The following is a 20,845-nucleotide window of genomic DNA, read 5'->3' on the forward strand; positions in this document are numbered from 1 at the left end:
AACCTCCCCCTCAGGAGCCTGCCTGAAACGCTGGCCTGCCTTGCGTTTCCCCATGTCGTGATCTTTGCATCAAGCTCGCTTTTCCAATCCGAGGAATAGCAGGCGATGCCACGGCCAATTTGTGAATTCAGGCCGCCGTCTTGTGCTGCGCGTGCTCCGTGGGCAGCCTCGTCTGGTCCTGGGTCTGCTCGCGCATGGTCTGCAAGAACAGGTCCGGCGCCATCGGTCGTCCCAGCAGATAGCCCTGCAGGGCGTCGCATCCGGCCTCATGCAGGAACTGCTGCTGGCGCTCGGTCTCCACGCCTTCGGCCACGATACGCAGGTTCAGTGTGCGGCCCAGGGCGACGATGGCCGAGACAATGGCGGCATCCTCGGTGCCTTCGCTGAGATCGCGCACGAAACCGCGATCGATCTTCAATTCATTGGCCGGCAGGCGCTTCAGGTACAGCAGGCTGGAATAGCCGGTACCGAAATCATCGATGGAAATCTCCACGCCCAGGTCGGCGATCTTCTGCAGCGTCTGCAGGCTTTGCTCGGTATTGCTCATGGCCGTCGATTCGGTCACCTCCAGCGTCAGGCTCGAAGGCGGCAGCTGGTGTTTCTCCAGCGCAGCGCACACCACCTTCAGCAGATGCGGATCGGCAAACTGCACCGGCGACAGGTTGACGGCGATCTTCCAGTGCGTGTAACCCAGGGCCAGCCACTCGTGCATCTGGCGACAGGCTTCATCCAGCACCCATGCGCCGATCGGGATGATGAGGCCGGAGCGCTCGGCCAGGCCGATGAATTCATCCGGCCCCACCAGTCCGCGCTGCGGATGCTGCCAGCGCAACAGCGCCTCGGCGCCCAGCACCGGGCCATCGGGCAGGCTGAACTTGGGCTGGTAGACCAGCCGGAACTGCTTGCGCTCGAGCGCCACCCGCAAATCCTGCAGCCATTGCAACTGGTGCTGCGCATTGGCATTCATCGAAGGTTCGAAGAAGTTGTAGCCGTTGCGACCGGCGCGCTTGGTGTGATACATCGCGGCATCGGCATTGATGACCAGGTCGTGGCGCGTGGCGCCATCTTCCGGATAGATGGCAATGCCCACGCTGGCCGAGACGCGCAAATCCTGCTCGGCCAGGCGGAACGGCAGGTTGATCACCTCCACCAGCTTCTCGGCCACCGGCATGGCGTCTTCCGGCTGGCCCAGTTCGACCAGGATGACGAATTCGTCTCCGCCCAGGCGCGCCACCGTATCATGCGCGCGCATGGCCCCGGTCAGACGCTGCGCCACCTCCACCAGCAGGCGGTCGCCCACATGATGGCCGAGCGAATCGTTGATGGCCTTGAAGCCATCCAGGTCCATGAACATCAGCGCGAAATGTCCCCGGCTGCGCGCGGCCTTGTTGATGGCCTGGGTCAGCCGGTCTTCCAGCAAGGTGCGGTTGGGCAGCCGGGTCAGTTGGTCGTGCAGCACCATCTGCGTCAGTTCTTCATTGGCTTCGGCCAGGGAACGCGCCAGCTTGGCGGTGCGCGACTCCAGCCGTGCATCCAGCACCGAGGTCAGCAAGGCGATGGTCAGCACCGCCAGCGTGACCACGATGATGAGGATCGCCAGCCAGCCCGTGCCCACGCCCTCGCGCGCGGACATGCACACTGAACCCATGGGGAAGGTGGCGGCCGCCATGCCGGTGTAGTGCATGCCGACGATGGCCACGCCCATCACCACCGAGGCACCGGCACGGGCCGCCCGCACGTGCGGCGTATTCCTGCGCAGGCTGAAAGCGATCCACAGCGCCGCCGCCGACGCCGCCACGGCGATCAGAATAGAGGCCGCGAACAGTCCCAGGTCGTAATCGATACCGGGCTGCATGCGCATGGCCGCCATGCCGGTGTAGTGCATGCCGGCAATGCCCATGCCCATGAGCAGCGCACTGCCCAGAAGCCGCCGCAGCGGCAGCTCGCTGCGGGTGACGATCCACAGCGCAAAGCCGGAGGTGGCCACGGCGATGAACAGCGAGAGCAGCGTGATCCAGGCGTCATAGCCCAGCGCAATGGGCAAGCGGAAGGCCAGCATGCCGATGAAGTGCATCGACCAGATGCCGACGCCCATGGCCACCGCCCCGCCGGCGAGCCAGAAGCGCGCCGCGCGCGAATGCTGATGGCTGGTGGTATTGATGCGCTCGGCCATATCCAGCGCCGTATAGGAGGCGAGGATGGCAACCAGCAGCGAGACGACAACCAGCAGCTTGTCGTAGGTAGCGATGAGCATGTCGATGGGTAGTGCGTATCAGGACATCAATTGAGCAAACGTCGCCAAAAGGAAAAAGGCAAAAAGGCAGACAGCTTGGCAACATGAACGACTTGCCATGAAGCTTAGAAGGCGCCGCATTGTCACACAATCAGGAAATACCCGTTGTCATGTTGCCATTTTCAGGTGAACAATCGTCTCCTGGACGAGGCAAACCGGCAACAGTCATCGACCGTGTGCAACCCGGAATGATCGTCCGTCCCTTATTGCGCGCATGCCGGGCATCCCATGCGCAGAAGATGACGCTGAAATGGCAACTTTATGCAATGCCATCGATCTGTTCACACGGCAGTGCGCGCATTGCAGCCTGGCAGGCGCAGCACGCCACAGGACAATCTGCAACAAAACAAAAAGTCACCAAAACACAACAAACTGACAACAAGGACAATATGCTCAGCTTATCCCAATCTCGCCCGCGCCCGGAAAAAGAGTGTCTGCCAGTGCGCAATCGCCTGTCGCGCCGCGTGATGCTGGCCCTGTGCGGTCTGGCCGCGCCCTGGTGGCTGGCTGCGCCAGCGCAGGCCGGCATCTCGATGGTGCAGCCGCCCAAGCGTATCGACGCCAGCAAGCCGCTGGAACTGACCCTGCTGGTCGCCGAGGATGAGCAGGCCGAACGCACTTACCAGTTGCCCGCCACGCTGCTGGTGGCGGCCTCGGCCGACATGATTCCGCCGCAGCAGATCGCCCTGCGGCGCGTCGATGGCGAGGACAGCCTGACCCTCAAACAAGGGCAATTCCGCAAGGTACGGTATCGCGGCGAGCTGCCGCGCCGCCTGCGCGGCATGGTGCGCATCGAGCCCATCGGCATCGATGCCTCGCCGGTGCTGGTGGCGGTGGTACGTCCGGATGCCTCGCTGGGCCCCCTGCCGGAATCGCCCGACCTGATCAACACGCCGCTGGCCGATTCGACCAGCAAGGTGGCACCGGTGGCGCCCTCGGCCACGGTACTCACACCCGGCGCCAATGCCTCGCCCACCGACAGCGCCCCGGCGGCCGAAGACATCCTCTCCAACAATCGTCGGCTGTCCTTCAATGAGCCGATGTATTTCACGGTGGGCCACAACAATGGCGACACCAATGCCCGCTTCCAGCTCAGTTTCAAGTTCCGCGTGTTCGTACCGGACGATCCGCGCTCGCGCAGCCTGCTCGACAATCTCTATCTGGGCTATACGCAATTCTCGCTATGGGACCTGTCGGCGCCCTCGGCGCCCTTCCGCGATACCAGCTATCGTCCGAGCCTGTATTACTACCTGCCCGACGTGGGCATCCAGAACGGCGTCTTCAGCCGTATCGGCATCGCCACCGGCCTGGAGCACGAATCCAATGGCCGCGACGGTACCGCCTCGCGCAGCATCAACACCTATTTCGTCGAGCCGACCTTCAACTTCGGCAATCTGAACGACTATCACTTCAAGGTCGCGCCCAAGGTCTATGCCTATCTCGGCCCCACCCGCGACAATCCCGACATCGCCGACTATCGCGGCCACCTGGACCTGAAACTGGCCTATGGCAAACCCGATGGAATGGAAGTGGCGACCACGCTGCGCAAGGGCAAGCTCGGTGGCAAGTACAGCGCCGAAACCCAGCTCACCTACCCGCTCTCGCGTCTGCTGCCGGGCACCGCCGGCTACCTCATGGCCAGCTACTTCTACGGCTATGGCGAGAGCCTGCTGACCTACAACCAGAAGGACCATCCGCAACTGCGCATCGGCTATGCGCTATGGCGATGAGCCCTGCATATCGGGCCTGATGCAAAAAGGGGATGCGGCTGCATCCCCTTTTTGCTCTGCGCGACGATGGCGGACTCAGGCCACGGGTGTGCGCATGGTCACGAACTCCTCGGCCGAGGTCGGATGGATGCCGATGGTGCTGTCGAACTGCGCCTTGGTAGCGCCGCATTGCAGGGCTACCGCAAAGCCCTGGATCACTTCGCCGGCATCGCTGCCGACCATGTGGACGCCGAGTACCCGGTCGGTCCTGGAATCGACCACAAGCTTCATGAAGGTGCGTTCGGTATTGCGCGAGAGGGTGTTCTTGAGCGGCTTGAAGTCCGTTCTGAAGATTTTTACTTCACCATGCTCGCGACGCGCCTGTTCTTCGGTCAGTCCCACGGTGCCCACATTGGGATGACTGAAGACTGCTGTCGGAATGTTGCGATAGGACATGACCCGTTCGCCCTTGCCGAACAGACGCGCCACCACCACCATCGCCTCGGCCAGGGCGACCGGCGTCAGGGCCACGCGATCGATCACGTCGCCCACGGCCAGGATCGAGGCGACGCTGCTCTCGAATTGCTCATTGACCACCACGGCGCCATTGTCCTTGAGCGTGACACCGGCCTTCTCCAGCCCCAGCCCGCGCGTATTGGGTGTGCGTCCGGTGGCAAAGAGCACGCACTCGGCGGCCAGGGTCTCGCCGTTGGTCAGGCGCACCTGCTTGACGCTGTCCTCACCCGCATGGGGTGCTTCGATGGCGGCGATGCTGGCATCGAAGACCAGGCGGATACCCTTCTTGGCCATTTCATCGGCCAGGTGGATACCCAGGTCCGCATCCATGTTGCGCAGCAGGCGTTCGCGGCGATAGACCAGCGTGACCTCGGTGCCCAGACCATTCAGGATGGATGCCAGCTCCACTGCGATATAGCCACCGCCCAGCACCACCGCGCGTTTCGGCAGGCCCTTGAGGTGGAAGAAATCATCTGAGGTGATGCCCAGCTCGCTGCCCGGAATCTGCGGCTTGTCGGGATGGCCGCCGGTGGCCACCAGGATGTGGCGGGCAGTGAAGCGCTTGCCCTCGACGCTGACGGTGTGCGCATCCTCCACCGTGGCAAAGCCGCGATGCAGGCTCACGTTGGCACCGTCGAGCAGGCGCTGGTAGATATCGTTGAGATGGGCGATCTCGCGGTCCTTGTTGGCGATCAGGGCCGACCAGTCGAAGGTGGGCTGGCCGTGCAAGGTCCAGCCGTAACCGGCGGCATCGGCGAAATCCTCGTGGAAATGGGCGCTGTAGGACATCAGCTTCTTGGGAATGCAGCCGACGTTGACGCAGGTGCCGCCCAGATCGCCCTTCTCGGCCAGGCCCACGCGGGCCCCGGCCTGACCGGCGAAGCGCGCCGCGCGCACGCCGCCGGAACCGCCGCCGATGGTGAAGAGGTCGTAATCGTATTGGCTCATGGTTTCTCCAGAGAGTGGCCGCAGCCCCCTGGCTACGCCCTTTTTTGGTCTTTGCATCTTTGCGTTATGCGGGCGGAAGCGCGCTTTGCAAGCCCGCACGGCGCCGGCCATCGAGCGCCCGCATCACCAGCAGCACCGGCGCCAGTCCCACCAGCACGATGGACAAGGCGGGCAGCGCCGCCTCGCCCAGACGCTCGTCGCGCGCCAGGTTGTGCGCGATCACGGCCAGGGTATCGGTATCGAAGGGCCGCAACAGCAAGGTGGCCGGCAATTCCTTGACCACATCGACGAACACCATCAGCGCCGCCACCGCCAGCGAGCGCCACAGCAACGGCATGTGCAGGCGCCAGGCAATCACCGCGCGCGAACTGCCGAGCGTGCGCGCCGCTTCATCGAGGCTGGCCGGAATGCGCGTGTAGCCGGACTCCACCGACTGCACCGCAACCGCCGTGAAGCGTACCAGATACGCGTAGATCACGCCCAGCGAGCTGGCCGTGAGCAGCACACCCAGGCCCGCCGTCGGCCACAGTGCCTGCAACCAGGCCACCGGCAGCAGGATGCCGACCGCGATGACCGAGCCGGGAATGGCATAGCCCATCCCCGCCAGCCGAGCGGTCAGCCGCAGCACGGCACCCTGCACAGGCGGCAGGTGCGCGCGGCGCAGCGCGAAGCACAGGCCCAGCGCCAGCAGGATGGCCGCCGCTGCGGCCATGCCGCCGAAGCGGAAACTGTTCCAGACCCAGCCGCCATAGCGGGTCAGATCGAAGGCGGGCATGGCCGCATCAGGACGGCCCCACTGCCCGGCCCACAACTGCAACAGGATCGCCACCGGCAGCACGAAACCCAGCAGCACCGGCAGGCCGCACACCGCCCATGCGATCAGCGTATGCGGGCGTGACAACTGCGGCAGCTGCGCCTCGGCACCCTCCGCGCCGCGCCCGCCACGTGTGGCCGCAAAGCGCATGCGCCCCTGCTCGCGCCGCTCCAGCCACAGCAGCACCGCCACGAAGAGCAGCAGCAGCGAGGCATACTGGGCCGCAGCGATGCGGTCATCCAGCACCACCCAGGCCTTGTAGATGCCGGTGGTGAAGGTGGTCAATCCGAAGTAGGCCGAGACACCGTAATCGGCCAGCGTCTCCATCAGCGCCAGCGCCGCCCCGGCCGCCAGTGCCGGACGCGCCAGCGGCAAGGCCACGCGACGGATGCGTTCGGACAGGGGCGTACCCAGCATGCGCGCCGCTTCCATCAGCTGCATGCCGCGCTCGGACAGTGCATTGCGCGCCAGCAGGTAAGCGTAGGGATAGAGCGTGAAGACGAACATGCACACCGCCCCCGGCAAGCCACGCACGTCCATGCGCCAGCCCGGGAACCAGCCGCGCAGCGTGCTCTGCACCGCGCCCGCGTATTGCAGGAAATCGGTATAGGCGTAAGCCGAAACGTAGGCCGGCATGGCCATCGGCAAGAGCAAGGCCCAGGACAGCGCCTGCCGTCCGCGAAACTCGAACAGACTCACCGTCACCGCAGCCGCCCCACCGACGATGACCACCCCCAGCGGCACCATCAGCGCCAGCCAACCTGAGGTGGCCAGGTAGCCGGGCAGCACGGTCTGCATCTGCTGGCGCAGATTGTCGATGCCGGCCGCATCCAGACCGAACCAGGCAGCGAGGATGCCGAAGAGCGGCAAGGCGATCAGGACAGCGAGCAAACCGATGATGTGCATAGCGAAAAGCGGCCAGAAGAAAGAATTGCCAGGAGAAGTCTGCGGTCCATGCGCTACACTGCGCACTCCGAGACAAACGCGAATTGTAACCATTTCATCGAGCCTGCCCATGTTTCTGGAAGTCGAACACGTCAGCATCCGTTATCCCCGCACTGCCCACCCTGCCGTCGAGGCCGTCTCGCTGCGCCTGCAGCCGGGCGAGCTGGGCGCGCTGATTGGCCCCTCCGGCAGCGGCAAGACCAGCCTGTTGCGCGCCGTAGCCGGGCTGGAACCGGCGCAGTCGGGCCGCATCCGGCTCGATGGGCAGTTGCTGGAAGGCGATGGCGTACGCGTGCCGGCCGAGGCGCGGCGCATCGGGATGGTGTTCCAGGATTTCGCGCTGTTCCCGCATCTGGACGTGGCGGCCAACATCGGCTTTGGTTTGCGCGGCATGGCGCGTGCGCAGCGTGACGAGATCGTGGCGCAGATGCTGGCCCTGGTGGGCCTGCCCGAGGCCGGCCGCAAGTTCCCGCACCAGCTCTCCGGTGGCCAGCAGCAACGCATCGCGCTGGCACGCGCACTGGCGCCGCAACCGCGCCTGCTGTTGCTGGACGAACCGTTTTCCAGCCTGGACGTGGAACTGCGCGAGCGCCTGGCCCATGACGTGCGCGACATCCTCAAGCGCACCGGCACCACGGCCTTGATGGTGACGCACGACCAGATGGAAGCCTTTGCGGTGGCCGATGTGGTGGGCGTGATGCGGCAGGGCCGGCTGGAGCAATGGGATACGCCGTACGCCCTGTATCACCGCCCGGCCACCCGCTTTGCGGCCGATTTCATCGGGCATGGGGTCTTGCTGCGTGGGGAAGTGCAGCCTGCGGCGAGCACCGGTCCCCAGACAGACATCGAGGTCCGCACGGCAGCGGGACTATTGCGCGGCCTGGTGCCGGAGGATGCCGTCAATGCAGAGGGAACGCAGGTCGATGTGCTGCTGCGCGCTGACGATGTGATGCACGACGACGCCTCGCCATTGCAGGCACGCGTAGTACGCAAGTCATTCCGGGGGGCGGAATTTCTCTACACCCTGGCACTGGAGAACGGCCAGCAACTGCTTTCACTGGTGCCCTCGCATCACGATCATGCGGTCGGCGAATGGATAGGGATCAGGCTGGAGGTGACGCATTTGGTGACGTTTCCCAGCATGGAATCGTCATTGGCGGCGGCACCCTCCGCAACAGCGGAGACCACCCCCGTAGCCGCAGACAGTACCGCCTGATCCACCCCGGCCGCCCTCCCCAGGGCATCCACCACCAGCCAGTCAAGCGCACGCCGCATCAGCCGCGCGCCTTCGACAGCACCACCAGCCAGCGGCGCAACAACAGGATTTCAACATGGCCAGGCTCGATGCCCGCGCTGCACTCGATCACCGGATTGACCCGGTAACGGCGCACGTAGGTATCACGGCAGATGAAGATTTCGCGGCGACCCAGGCGGATGGCCAGCGAAGACGGGGTGGACGATGCAACAGCGAAGCGAGCGTCGGAAGCAAGATCAAAGTGGGTCATGGCAGCGATTCCTCTTCTTGTCGATAGGAGGCTTCACTTTAGCACAGTACTGTATGAATACACAGTATTTTTTATACAGTACTGGTCGCGCCATGGCGAGCATACAACAGCCCCGCTGCCCTGCCCCGTACAGCCTGCCGCAATGTGGCGCTCAGGCCACACCCGCTGCCAGCCGGGCACGGACGAAGCCGATGTGCTCACGCAACACGTAGAACTGGTCGGCAAAGGCCAGCGGCATCTTCATGCGATTGACCGCCATCTCGATCTCGTCGAGCCGCCTGAGCATCTCCGCCTGTTCCTCGGGCGACTCCCGCGACACGCCGCGCTCCAGCGCAATGAGCTCGCCATACCAGCGATAGATGCGCGAGCGCACACGCCAGCCATACAGCATCGGCACCAGGCGCACTCCCGGAATCAACAGCAGGATCACCGGCAGCACGATCACCACCGCACGGTCCACCAGGCTGGCCAGCCAGAACGGCAAGGTGCGATAAAAGAAAGTCTTGCCGGACTTGTAGTAGCGCGCGGCATCATCGCTGATCGGATATTCATGCTCCAGCGGTGCCGGGAATTCCCCCGCCTTCTGCAGCACGTTGGCCTTGCCGTGAACCTCGCGCGCGGCCGCGATGAGCAGGTCCGAGAGCGCCGGATGCAGATCCTCCCGCGCTACCAGTTCGGCCGTGGGCGCAATGAGCTGCGTATCCCGCGCCGGCAGGTTGCGCGCCAGGTCGAACACGCCCATGGGTATCTTCAAAGTATTGAGATAACGGAAACGCCGCACATAGGCATCGGCCTGCGAGAAATCCAGCAGCCGGATACCCGGCGCACGCAAGAGCTTGCCCATGGTTGCCACCGACACCGAATCGCCCATCAGGAAAGCCGCATCGATCTTGCCGCTGGTCAGCGCCTGGGCCGCCTCATCGCCGCCAATGTTCAAGAGCTGCGTACCGCCGCCGGGCTCCACGCCATTGGCCTTGAGCAGCGTCGCCGCCAGCACGCTGGAACCACTGCCCTGTCCGCCAATGGCGATGCGCTTGCCGGCCAGCTCCGACAACTGGCGCAGCAGCGGCGCCGGACGACCATCCTCGCGCGGCGGCGGCGCGCGGTAATACACCGATACCGGCACATAGGAAATGCTGCCCAGCGATACCAGCGGCGCCAGCGATTCAACCGGCACCGCGCCGGCCAGGCCACCCTGCACGAACCCCACATCCACATTCTGGTCCGGATCGGCCAGGCGCTTGAGGTTGTCCAGCGACCCGCCCGTCTCGATGATGTCCAGGCGGATGCCATCGCGCGCCAGCAAAGCCTTGTAGCGCTCGGCCACGCGCCAGAAATTGCTGTCCTTGGGACCGGCGGCAATGGTGATGGAAGAGGGCGGCGCAGGCCGGATCAACCAGATCACCAGCCATGCGCCCACCAGGATCAGCAGGATGATGGGACCAAAGCTGACGGCCAGATCGCGCCAGGAGATGGCCACGAAGCGCGCCCGGATCCGGGTCGCCGAGGGCGCATAGGCGGAGAGTTTCTTGTCTTTGAGCATGCGCGCTATTCTAGCCGCGCATTCCACCTTTGCATCGCCGCGCTTGTAACCCGATGTGAATCAATAGGTCTTGTAGGGCAGGAACTTGCCCGACAGCATCACATTGACGCGATCGCCATTGGGATCGGCCTGGCGCTGGATATCCATCTTGAAATCGATGGCACTCATGATGCCGTCGCCAAACTCCTCGTGGATCAGCTCCTTGATGGTGCTGCCATAGACATTGACGATCTCGTACCAGCGATAGATCAGCGGATCGGTCGGCACCGAAGTCGGCAGCGAACCCTTGTAGGGCACGATCTGCAACCACAGGGTCTCTTCATCAGTGAGCTCGAACATCTCCTGCGCCACGGCCGCCTGCTTGGCCGTCAAGGTCATCTGGCCCAACATGGCAGCGGTGGTCCACTCCTTGCTCTGGCCGATGCGCTCGGCGATCTGGGCCCAGGTCAACTTCTTGCTGACCTTGGCAGTGACGATCTTCTGGGTAACCTGGTTGCGGTCCATGCTCTCTCTCCTTGTGGTGGACGAAAAATGAAAGTCGACGACACGTTGTAGTCCGCGCCATCGATTCTGACGAAACGGTGCTGCACAATGACGATATAAACGGACGAAATGGCAGCTCTGCCTGCCCTCCCCTTCAGGCGGCCGCCTGCTCCAGTCCCGGCATCACGATGCGGGTCGGCAGGCGCACCGCGCCGCTGGCCTGCGCCGCCTGGATCTGGCGCGAGCGATGCACCAGGAAATCGACCAGGTGATTGCGGATGCGATAGAACTGCGGATCGTGGTGCATGCCTTCGCGCGTACGATTCTTGGGCAGCGTATTGACGACCACCTCGGCGATGCAGGCCTGCGGGCCGTTGGACATGAGGAAGATCTTGTCGGCCAGCAGGATGGCTTCATCCACGTCATGGGTAATCATGAACACGGTCTGGTGCGTGGCTGCGCAGATCTTGAGCAACTCGTCCTGCACCACGCCACGTGTCAAGGCATCGAGTGCGCCGAAGGGCTCATCCATCAGCAGCATCTTGGGCTCGATGGAAAAGGCACGCGCAATGCCCACGCGCTGCTTCATGCCGCCCGAGAGTTCGGAGGGCTTTTTATGTTCAGCGCCCTTCAAGCCGACCATCTCGATGAAGCGGCGCGCATGCTCCTCGGCCTGCTCGCGCGACCAGTCCGGCCAGCGCGAACGTACCGCGAACACCACGTTGCCCAGCACGCTGAACCAGGGCATGAGCGCGTGACTCTGGAACACTACACCCCGGTCCAGGCTCGGTCCCTTGACCTCCCGCCGGTCCATGATGACCACACCCTCGCTGGCCGCCTCCAGCCCGGCCAGCACATTGAGGATGGTGGTCTTGCCACAGCCCGAGTGCCCGATCACGCAGACGAACTCGCCACGGTCGATGCCGAAGGACACCTGCTCGAATACCGGCGGCGCACCTGCCACATAGCGCTTGGCCAGGCCCTGCACGCTCAGAAAATTGTGGTCCATGCTGCTGCTCCCTTCATTCGACATAGGTCACCCACTTCTGCAGCCGTGCGAAGATCAGGTCCAGCACCATGCCGGTCACGCCGATGACGAGGATGGCGAAGATCACGCTGGTCAGCGAGAGGTTGTTCCATTCGTTCCAGACGAAGTAGCCGATACCGGTACCGCCTACCAGCATCTCGGCCGCCACGATCACCAGCCAGGCGATGCCCATGGAGATGCGCATGCCGGTCAGGATGGTCGGTGCCGCCGCCGGCAGGATCACCAGGAAGGCACGCCGCAGCGGATTCACCTCCAGGGTCTTGGCCACGTTCAACCAGTCGCGCCGTACCGAGGCCACACCGAAGGCCGTGTTCATCAGCATCGGCCACACCGAGCAGATGAAGATCACGAACACCCCCGACACCGAGGAATCCTTGATGGTGTAGAGCGCCAGCGGCATCCAGGCCAGCGGCGAGATCGGTTTCAAGATCTGGATGAAGGGATCGAGTGCACGCCGCATCAGCGGCGACATCCCCAGCAGGAAGCCCAGCGGCACCGCCACCACCGCCGCAATGGCAAACCCCAGTGCGACCCGCCCCAGCGAATAGGCCAGCTGGATGCCGATGCCCTTGTCGTTGGGACCGTTGTCGTAGAAGGGATTGGCCAATTCCTTGCGCATCGTCTCGCCCATCTGCGCAAGTCCCGGGAAGCCGTCGCGCTTGGGGGCAGCGCTGCTCTTGCCCATCAGTTTGGCGTACTCATCCTGGGCGGCGCTGGCGGTACTTTCCCTGGGCAAGGTGGCCAGGTGCCACACCATCAGCAGCACCGCCAGCAACAGCACGGAAATGAGCGCGGCACGCCAGCCGAGATGCTGCGTGGGCATCATGCGCTCCTCTTGATGGCGAAGCTGTTCACGTAGGCATCGGCCTTGCTGGCGTCGAACTCCTTGCCCATGATGGCGTATTTGCGATAAGCCCCTTCCGGTACGGGCTGACCCAGTTCCTTCATGTGCTTCTTGGCCTCGGTCAACAGCAGCACCTTCTCGGTAATGGCCTTGTAGTTGACGTCGCCCTTGATGTAGCCCCAGCGCTTCATCTGGGTCAAGATCCACACGCCCATCGAATCCCACGGTACCGGGTCGAAGTCAGCCCGGCCCGGCACGTTCCTGACATTGCCCAGACCATCGGCGAAGCGACCGGTGAGCACCTGCTCCACGACCGTCTCCGGCTGGTTCAGGTAAGCCTGCGGCGAAATCACCTTGGCCACCAGCGAACGGTTGGAGGGATCACGCGCCATCGCGGCCGCCGTCAGCACGGCACGGAACAGCGCGGCAAAGGTATTGGGATTGTGCTGGATGAATTCCTCGGATGCCCCGAAGGCGCAGCAGGGGTGACCGTCCCAGATCTCATTGGAAAGGATGTGAATGAAACCGACCTCGTCATACACCGCACGCTGATTGAACGGGTCCGGACCAAGGAAGCCATCGATGTTGCCCGCCCGCAGATTGGCCACCATCTCCGGCGGCGGCGTGACGCGAATCTGCACGTCGCGATCCGGGTCCAGACCGTACTCGGCCAGGTAATAGCGCAAGAGGAAATTGTGCATCGAGTACTCGAAGGGCACGGCAAACTTGAACCCCTTCCATTGTTTGGGATCGCGCTTGTCCTTGTGCTTGGTGTGCAGCGTGATGGCCTGGCCATTGATGTTCTGGATGGTGGCCACGCGCATCTGCGTGGCATTGCTGCCCACGCCCATGGACATGGCCATCGGCATGGGCGAGAGGAAGTGCGAGGCGTCGTGTTCCTTGTTGATCATCTTGTCGCGGATCAGCGCCCAGCCGGCCGTCTTGTTCAAGGAGACGTTCAAGCCCTGTTTGCGGTAGAAGCCCAGCGGATCGGCCATGATGAGCGGCGCCGCACAGGTGATGGCGATGAAGCCGATCTTGAGGTCCTTCTTTTCCAGCGCGCCATTCTTTTCCTGCGCCATGGCCTGCAGCGAGCCCAGCGGCAAGACGCTGGCAATGGCGGCGCGCGCTGCATTCTTGCCGACGGCCCGCAGGAAGTCCCGCCGCTCGGCCACGCGCGGGAAGAGCGAACGCATCAGCGCTTCTTCCACCACGTCATTGGTCAGGGTTTCCACATCGCGGCCTCGCTGGAGGCGCTGCTGCTCGGCCAGCATATCGGCCTCGTGCTGCTGCTGGCTGGCGTGGCGGCCGCAGGAGCAGCCCTGCCCGGCGCGTTCGGCATCATAGGTGTGGAACAGATTGGTCTCTGGTGCGTCAGGCATGATTCCCCCGTTTGGTGAGTGTGAGGTGAGTTGCTGCGTTCACCTGATCCACCTGCAAGGGATTTGCCAGCCCGCTGCAATACGTCATGAGCTCACGACATCTTGTAGTGCTGCCACTACAAGCAGCGTGGATCACATCGTCAGAATGACGAAAACGCGCTGCAAAATGACGACAGACGCACCAACGCGCTCACACCGGCAGCAACTGGTGCCGCACCGCATACATGGCGATGCCCACATCATTGGAAGCGCCGGTCTTCTCCAGGATGCGGCTGCGATAGGTGCTCACCGTATTGGGGCTCAGCTCCAGCTGGTCGGCGATTTCCTTGACGCTGCGCCCGGCGGCGATCAGCTGGAAGACCTGGTATTCGCGGTGCGACAGGCTCTCGTGTGCGGCCCGCTGCGGGGCCGTGGCACGCTGGGCCAGGCCGGAGGCCAGGGTCTCGGCCATCTGCGCGCTCACGTAGAGGCCGCCCCCGGCGGCCTTGCGGATGGCCTCCACCAGTTGCCCGGGGTCGGTGCTTTTGTTGAGATAGCCTGCTGCGCCCAGCTTGTAGCAGCGGGCCGCGTATTGTTTCTCGGGATAGGTGGACAGCATCAGCACGGGCAGGCGCGGCATCTCCTGCTTGATCTGGCGCAGCACATCCAATCCGTCCTGCTGGGGGATGGCGATGTCCAGCAGCACCAGGTCGATCGCTTCGACCCGCGCACTGTGCAGCACCTCCGGTCCGCTGGCGCATTCGGCAGCGACCACGATATCGGGGGTATCCGCCAGGATCTGCTTCAAGCCCTCGCGCACGATGCGATGATCGTCGCACAGCAGGATGCGGATGTTGTCGCCGGGCTTGCTCATGGCACCTCCCGGCTGGCGTGATGAGGCAGACGCAGGCAGACCAGCGTCCCCGGCCTGCCGTGCTCTGGTGCAAAACGCGCACCAGCAATGCTCAGTGCGCCACCGAAGTGCAAGGCGCGCTCGCGCATGCCCATCACCCCATAAGACGTGGCCGCTTCCTGCGCGGCGCGGGGCGTGCCCACGCCATCGTCTTCCACTTCCATGCGCAGTTCTGCCGGGGTGAGGTGGACCGCGATGCGCACCTGCGTGGCCTGCGCGTGGCGCGCCACGTTGGAGAGCATTTCCTGGAAGATGCGAAACGCCGCCGTGGCCTTGGCGCCATCCGGCACGAAGGCCTCCGGCGCGATATCGAACTCGACCTCGCAGGGCAATTCGGTGGCTTCGGAGAATTCCTGCACCTGCCATTCCAGCGCGGCGATCAGGCCCTGGTGATCGAGGATGCTGGGGCGCAGGTCGGTGATGATGCGTCCCACGTTGTCCACGGCAGTTTCGATCAGGCGGCTCATGGCCTCGCACTTGCGCGCTACCGGATCGAGATGGCTGACGCGCTTGGCCATCCAGTTCACGTCCAGTTTCAGGGCCACCAGAAGGCTGCCCAGTTCGTCGTGGATCTCGCGGGCAATCCGGGTGCGCTCGTCCTCGCGTACCGAGTGCGCATGCGCCGACAATTGCCGCACCTGACGCAGCGCCGCCGACAGCTCGCGGGTACGCTCGGCCACGCGCACTTCCAGTTCGGCCTTGGCGCGCTGCAACTGTTCCTCGGCCTGGCGTCGCTTGGAGATATCGCTGAAGGCGATCACGGCCCCGCGCACCTGGCCGGCATCGATGATCTGGTAGGAGGAATATTCGGTGGCAAAGCAGCTGCCATCGGCGCGCCAGAACACTTCCTGGTCGACGCGGCAGGACTGGCCCTTGCGGAATGCCTTCAGGATCGGGCACTCGGCCTCGGGGTAATGGCCACCGTGCTCATGGCTGTGATGCACCAGCTCGTGCATGTTGCGCCCCAGCACCTCGACCGGCGCATAGCCCAGCATGGCCGCACCGGCGCGGTTGATGAAGGTGCAGCGGCCTTCCAGATCGATACCGTAGATGCCCTCGCCGGTGGAGTCCAGCAGCAGGGCCAGCTTGTCACGCAACAGGCCGCCCGGCGGGGACAGGGCCGCCGAGGCGAGAACGGGCAGGAAGGAATCGGCTTGCATGATCCTTCCCGCCCGCAAGAGCCATGCCAGAAATTCCCTGGCGCGGGGCAGCGCAGGACGCTTGCGGCTAGGGCATGTACTGGCCGCCGTTGACGTCGATGATCTGCCCGGTGACATAGCCCGACATCTGGTCCGACGCCAGGTAGAGGAAGGCACCGCTGCATTCGTCGGGCTCGCCGATGCGGCCCATGGGGATGGTCTTGCGGAAGCCCTCCAGCTGTTCCGGCGTGGTGAAGCGTTCCTGGAACGGCGTCATGATCACGCCCGGCGCCACCGCATTGACGCGGATCTTGTCGGCCAGCAATTCCTTGGCCATGCCGCGCGTGATGGTGCTCACGAAGCCTTTGGAGGCCGCATAGATCAGGGCACCGGGGCCACCGCCATGGCGTGCCGCCACCGAGGTCACGTTGATGATGTTGCCGCCGCCCTGAGCGCGCATGACGGGAATGACCGCCCGCGTGAAAGCCACCACCGAGCGGGCGTTGATGTTGATGATCTCGTCGAAGAGTTCATCGGTGACCATCTCCAGCGGTGCGCGCTTGACCAGCGCACCGGCGTTGTTGATGAGCACGTCGATGCGGCCCATCTGTTCCACGGCCTTGGTGATGGCGGCGTTGATGGCCGCCGTATCGCGCACATCCGCGCCGATGGTGATGGCCTTGCTGCCGGCGGCGCGCACTTCTGCGGCCACGGCCTCTGCCTCTTCCTTCGAACTGTTGTAGTGGACCACCACGTGCGCGCCACGTGCTGCGAAGGCGCGCGCGGCGGCCGCGCCGATACCGGTGCTCGCACCGCTGATGAAGACGACTTTACCTGCCAGATCCAGCATGCTGTTCTCCTGCAATCGATTGATAAAGGAAAGATCCTGCCTGTCCGGCTTGTAGAACGGAGTTCATCAACAGGCGGCCCTGCGCGCCTTGCCGGTATCGCTTCTTGTGAGGGGCGCCGCAGGCGATGCTGCGGCTGTGCTGCCACGCCACCGTTGTGGAATGCTGCGGGACCAGCCCGGCAGCAACGGCGGCGCTTCCTGCGTTGGATCGTACGGATAGACTCAGTCGTGGACCGATTCGTTCTGGCTGCGTCCGGCGCTGCGATAGGCATCGCGCACACGCAGCAAATGGTTGCGCATGGCCTCGGAGGCCTTGTGCGGATTGCGTGCCTTCAGGGCGTCCAGGATGTCGCGATGGTCCTGCAGGCTGCGTTCCAGCGTGGAGGGGATGCGCGAGGTGATGGAGCGGCTCTTCTTGCCCAGCATGTAGAGACTGCCGGCGACGCTTTGCAGGAAGGGATTGTTGCAGGCCTCGATGATGGCCTCGTGGAATTCCACATCCGCTGCCGAGAAGGCGGCCGGGTCCGACAGCAGCCGTGCTTCATCCTCGACATTGCGCGCCAGGCGCGCCAGTTCGGCGTCATCGATGTGGGTGGCAGCCAGTGCGGCCACGCCGGTCTCGATGATGAGACGGGCGTCGAACAGGGCTTCCAGCGTACCGGGGTTGAGATCGATGATCATCTCCAGCGGCTCCAGCAGCTCGCGCGTTTCCAGCGAACTGACGAAGGTACCCTCGCCCTGCCGGATGCGCAGCAGGCCCAACAGCGCCAGCCCGCGAATGGCCTCGCGCACGGCGGGCCGGCCCACGCCCAGCATGGCCGCCAGCTCGCGCTCGGGCGGCAGTTGCTGGTCGGGCTTGAGCAGGCCGCTGCGGATCATGGTCAGCAGCCGCTGGGCTACCTGCTCGGAAATGGATTTCTGGACGATGGGGTCGAAGGACATGCTCTCTGGGGTCTCTGCCTGTTGGAATGTAGGGCTGCCGTCGCGGCATTGTCGGCCTGGCCCGCCGGCCCGGCGTGTGCGGGCGACAAAAGGTATGACCAATCGGGGGTGAGGATAGGTATGAGGGAGGATTGTGTCAAGCGGCGGGAAAATTGGTGCGGTGCGCAAGAAGTGAGGCGATATCGCACCGCCCATCAGGCGCCGTCACACCAATGCGCTGATCCGTGCGAAGAGCGTGGGGTCTTGATCCACCAACTTGAGCAACACGGCTGCCTGCGCGTTGGGCCGTGATACACCCTGCTCCCAGTTTTGATATGTCCGCTGATTGACGCGCAGGCTGCGAGCCATAATTGCCTGCGACACCCGAGCCTTGCCACGTACCCGCTGAATCTCCTCGGCCGTAATCGAGACCGGCTCCGGCGATAGCTTGACTTTGGTTGTGCGCAAAGTCACCTTGCCCTCTCGCTCATCGGCCATGTCTTGCACGCCCGCCATCAACTCTTCGAATAAATTTCTTTTTTTCATGATGTCTTCCTTGAGGACAATTCGTCTTCCAGCGCACGCCTGAGCAGTTTTCTCTGATGAACGGTGAGGTCGTTCATCTCATCTTTGTCGTAGATAGAGCAAAGCCAGAAGTGGCATTGTTTGTCCCAAAAATAGTAGATCACTCTCAGGCCACCACGTTTTCCCTTGCAACGACGTGCATCAGGAAAACGAATCTTTCGAAGTCCCCCTGCATCCTTGATGAGGCTTCCCGCATGAGGCTGTCGCATCAGCATCTGCTGAAGCGTTGCAAAGTCATCATCCGAGAGGTAGTTCTCCCGGACTGCTGCAAACATTCGCGTTTCTTTGAAGATCGCTTCCATCCGCGAACCATACGTGTTTCACGTATAGATCACCATCGTACCATAGGGCAGTTCCTTCGCCGCTATGCCAACTCAGCACACCGCGTGCCATGCCGCACATTGAGGGGCATGCTTCCTGAATTGCGTCTGCTATTGGGTAACAACAGCTAGTCGTAGCGCCACCGTATCTGCTAGCCTAGCGACGACTCACTGCCTCCACTTCACCGCCGAGCACTCATGAACCTGCGTTTCGTCGAGGCCTTCCACTGGGCCGCCTCGCTCAAGAGCATCACCCGCGCCGCTGAAAAGCTCCACATCACGCAATCGACCATGTCCAGCCGCATCGCCTCGCTGGAAGAAGAGCTGGGCGTGGTCCTGCTGGACCGCCGCGAGAAACAGTTCCGCCTCACCGTGGCCGGCCAGCGCTTCCAGCGGCTGGCCGTGAAACTGCTCGACATGCAGCGCCAGATCCGCCAGGAACTCGGCGGCAACAGCGCCGGTCCGTTGCTGCTACGCATCGGCAGCATCGAATCGGTGGTGCACAGCTGGCTGCCCGCGTGGCTGCAGGAAATCCGCAACCGCTATCCCGATTTCGCGCTGGAACTTACCGTGGAAACCTCGCCGGTGCTGACTGAGCAAATCCGCCGTGGCGCCCAGGACCTGGTCTTCACCTCGATCGCGGGCAGCGATACCGCCGTGCGCTCGCGCCTGATGACGCCGATGGACATGGTCTTCGTCGGCCATCGCGAACGCTTCGGCACACGTTCTCACACGCTGGAAGAACTGGCTGCACACGACCTCATCACCTTCCAGCGCGGCTCGCAACCGCATCAGGGATTGCTGCAGCTGTGCCAGGAATGGGGCGTGATCGAACCGCGCGTGCATGCCATCTCTTCCATCTCCGCCATGGTGCAGCTGGTTGAAGGCGGCTTTGGTGTAGCCACCCTGCCGCGCGCCTCGGTGCGCGAACTGACGCGACGCTTGCCACTGCGCATCCTGCGTTGCCAAGCGCAACTACCCGCTCTGCAAATCCACGCAAGCTATCGCGAAGACCCCAGTTCCAGCCTGGCCGAACTGGTGCTCGATTCGGCATTGGAGCATGCACGCCGCACCCAAGGCAAAGGCCGCACCACAGAAAAATGAGCCACTGGCACGGAAATCGCTACAGTGAAATTTCCGTTGTCCTCATCGAAAAAATCGATAACAAAAGATATAAATTTTTTGTTGGACGCTGTCCCGGCAGGCTCCTAACATCGGTCCATTCCAAGAAGGAGACCGCCATGCCAGAGACTGCCACCGCCTCGCCCGCCCTACCGATTCGTCCCGCCGCAGCGTCTGCGCTGTCGGCTTCCTCCAGCGCGCTCGATGTGCGGCTGGCCGCCCGCAGCGGCGTATTCACCGGTCACACCAGCGGCGTGGCCAGTGCGCACGTGCAGGTCAACCTGGCGATCCTGCCGGCGGCGCTGGCCGATGATTTTCTCGCCTTCTGCGAACGCAATCCCATTCCCTGTCCCTTGCTGGCCGTATCCAAGCCGGGCTCGCCCGCCCTGCCCGCGCTGGGCCTGGACCTGGACGTACGCAGCGACGTGCCGCGCTATCACCTGTGGCGCTACGGTGAACGCGTGGCCGAGGTGAACGACCTGCGCGCGGTGTGGCGCGACGACCTGGTGACCTTTGCGCTGGGCTGTTCCTTCTCCTTCGAGCATGCCCTGCTGGCCGCCGGCATCCCGCTGCGCCATGTGAGCGAGGGCCGCAACGTGGCCATGTACCGCACCAATATTCCCACGCAGCCGGTGGGCGTGTTCCAGGGACCGACGGTGGTCTCGATGCGACCGCTCAAGGCCGCCGATGCCATCCGCGCCATCCAGATCACCGCACGCACGCCGCAAGTGCATGGCGCACCGATCCACATCGGCGACCCCGCCCTGATCGGCATTGCCGATATCGGCCAACCCGACTATGGCGAAGCGGTGGACATCCATGCCGATGAGCTGCCGGTGTTCTGGGCCTGCGGCGTCACGCCGCAAGCTGCCATCGTCGCGGCCCGGCCCGAATTCTGCATCACCCATGCGCCCGGCTACATGCTGGTGACCGACAAGCTCAACAGCGAACTGCTGCTCGGAGCACAAGCTTAGCGTCTGCAAGCG

Annotated in this window: 19 protein-coding genes; 4 read left to right on the plus strand and 15 right to left on the minus strand. The window is 63.7% G+C overall.

What is annotated here, in order from left to right; translation table 11 throughout:
- Positions 1–127 precede the first annotated feature (127 nt).
- Complete coding sequence (locus tag GWL_RS13035) at positions 128–2,254, minus strand: bifunctional diguanylate cyclase/phosphodiesterase (protein WP_008330892.1); 2,127 nt, start codon at positions 2,252–2,254, stop codon at positions 128–130.
- Between the two features lie 506 nt (positions 2,255–2,760).
- Between GWL_RS13035 and GWL_RS13040 the strand changes: the two genes are divergently transcribed.
- Entirely contained in the window at positions 2,761–4,023 is a 1,263-nt protein-coding gene (locus GWL_RS13040; RefSeq protein WP_034351147.1) for a phospholipase A, read from the plus strand.
- A 75-nt stretch (positions 4,024–4,098) separates the two neighbouring features.
- Here GWL_RS13040 and gorA read toward each other — a convergent pair whose 3' ends face one another.
- Positions 4,099–5,466, minus strand: a complete 1,368-nt coding sequence (gorA, locus tag GWL_RS13045; protein ID WP_008330896.1) for a glutathione-disulfide reductase — start codon at positions 5,464–5,466, stop codon at positions 4,099–4,101.
- Between the two features lie 64 nt (positions 5,467–5,530).
- Positions 5,531–7,186 carry an iron ABC transporter permease gene (locus GWL_RS13050; RefSeq protein WP_008330897.1) on the minus strand — a complete coding sequence of 552 codons (1,656 nt, stop codon included), beginning with the start codon at positions 7,184–7,186 and terminating at the stop codon, positions 5,531–5,533.
- A gap of 109 nt (positions 7,187–7,295) precedes the next feature.
- On the opposite strand from GWL_RS13050, the gene GWL_RS13055 reads away from it, so the two are divergent.
- Positions 7,296–8,441 carry an ABC transporter ATP-binding protein gene (locus tag GWL_RS13055; protein ID WP_008330902.1) on the plus strand — a complete coding sequence of 382 codons (1,146 nt, stop codon included), beginning with the start codon at positions 7,296–7,298 and terminating at the stop codon, positions 8,439–8,441.
- A 58-nt stretch (positions 8,442–8,499) separates the two neighbouring features.
- Here GWL_RS13055 and GWL_RS13060 read toward each other — a convergent pair whose 3' ends face one another.
- The 12 genes from GWL_RS13060 to GWL_RS13115 all read right to left on the minus strand — a co-directional run bounded on the left by GWL_RS13060 (position 8,500) and on the right by GWL_RS13115 (position 18,719).
- Positions 8,500–8,730: a hypothetical protein gene (locus GWL_RS13060; protein WP_008330905.1), complete on the minus strand. Its 231-nt coding sequence runs from the start codon at positions 8,728–8,730 to the stop codon at positions 8,500–8,502.
- A gap of 151 nt (positions 8,731–8,881) precedes the next feature.
- Positions 8,882–10,273 carry a TAXI family TRAP transporter solute-binding subunit gene (locus tag GWL_RS13065; RefSeq protein WP_008330906.1) on the minus strand — a complete coding sequence of 464 codons (1,392 nt, stop codon included), beginning with the start codon at positions 10,271–10,273 and terminating at the stop codon, positions 8,882–8,884.
- A 60-nt stretch (positions 10,274–10,333) separates the two neighbouring features.
- The gene (gene cynS / locus GWL_RS13070) at positions 10,334–10,777 is read right to left on the minus strand and encodes a cyanase (RefSeq protein ID WP_008330908.1); all 444 of its coding nucleotides are present in this window, start codon (positions 10,775–10,777) and stop codon (positions 10,334–10,336) included.
- 133 nt (positions 10,778–10,910) lie between these two features.
- Positions 10,911–11,765: an ABC transporter ATP-binding protein gene (locus GWL_RS13075; protein WP_008330910.1), complete on the minus strand. Its 855-nt coding sequence runs from the start codon at positions 11,763–11,765 to the stop codon at positions 10,911–10,913.
- A 13-nt stretch (positions 11,766–11,778) separates the two neighbouring features.
- A complete protein-coding gene (gene ntrB, locus GWL_RS13080; RefSeq protein WP_034350789.1) occupies positions 11,779–12,630 on the minus strand; it encodes a nitrate ABC transporter permease in 852 nt (283 codons plus the stop codon).
- Positions 12,627–14,030, minus strand: coding sequence for a CmpA/NrtA family ABC transporter substrate-binding protein (locus tag GWL_RS13085; protein WP_008330914.1), 1,404 nt, complete (start codon positions 14,028–14,030; stop codon positions 12,627–12,629). The genes ntrB and GWL_RS13085 overlap by 4 nt, the downstream gene beginning before the upstream one ends.
- A gap of 190 nt (positions 14,031–14,220) precedes the next feature.
- Positions 14,221–14,883, minus strand: coding sequence for a response regulator transcription factor (locus GWL_RS13090; protein ID WP_008330916.1), 663 nt, complete (start codon positions 14,881–14,883; stop codon positions 14,221–14,223).
- On the minus strand, positions 14,880–16,082 hold the full coding sequence (locus GWL_RS13095; RefSeq protein WP_008330918.1) for a PAS domain-containing sensor histidine kinase: 1,203 nt from the start codon (positions 16,080–16,082) through the stop codon (positions 14,880–14,882). The genes GWL_RS13090 and GWL_RS13095 overlap by 4 nt, the downstream gene beginning before the upstream one ends.
- A gap of 67 nt (positions 16,083–16,149) precedes the next feature.
- The gene (locus tag GWL_RS13100) at positions 16,150–16,911 is read right to left on the minus strand and encodes an SDR family NAD(P)-dependent oxidoreductase (protein ID WP_008330919.1); all 762 of its coding nucleotides are present in this window, start codon (positions 16,909–16,911) and stop codon (positions 16,150–16,152) included.
- Positions 16,912–17,133: 222 nt separating this feature from the next.
- Positions 17,134–17,853: a FadR/GntR family transcriptional regulator gene (locus tag GWL_RS13105; protein WP_008330920.1), complete on the minus strand. Its 720-nt coding sequence runs from the start codon at positions 17,851–17,853 to the stop codon at positions 17,134–17,136.
- 204 nt (positions 17,854–18,057) lie between these two features.
- On the minus strand, positions 18,058–18,378 hold the full coding sequence (locus GWL_RS13110; RefSeq protein ID WP_034350793.1) for a DNA-binding transcriptional regulator: 321 nt from the start codon (positions 18,376–18,378) through the stop codon (positions 18,058–18,060).
- Positions 18,375–18,719: a hypothetical protein gene (locus GWL_RS13115; RefSeq protein WP_034350794.1), complete on the minus strand. Its 345-nt coding sequence runs from the start codon at positions 18,717–18,719 to the stop codon at positions 18,375–18,377. The genes GWL_RS13110 and GWL_RS13115 overlap by 4 nt, the downstream gene beginning before the upstream one ends.
- A gap of 216 nt (positions 18,720–18,935) precedes the next feature.
- On the opposite strand from GWL_RS13115, the gene GWL_RS13120 reads away from it, so the two are divergent.
- Both GWL_RS13120 and GWL_RS13125 read left to right on the plus strand, forming a co-directional pair.
- Entirely contained in the window at positions 18,936–19,841 is a 906-nt protein-coding gene (locus tag GWL_RS13120) for a LysR family transcriptional regulator (protein WP_008330926.1), read from the plus strand.
- 137 nt (positions 19,842–19,978) lie between these two features.
- On the plus strand, positions 19,979–20,833 hold the full coding sequence (locus tag GWL_RS13125; RefSeq protein ID WP_008330928.1) for a putative hydro-lyase: 855 nt from the start codon (positions 19,979–19,981) through the stop codon (positions 20,831–20,833).
- Positions 20,834–20,845: the final 12 nt, after the last annotated feature.

The sequence above is a fragment of the Herbaspirillum sp. GW103 genome (genome assembly GCF_000261365.1).
Taxonomy (GTDB): domain Bacteria; phylum Pseudomonadota; class Gammaproteobacteria; order Burkholderiales; family Burkholderiaceae_D; genus Herbaspirillum.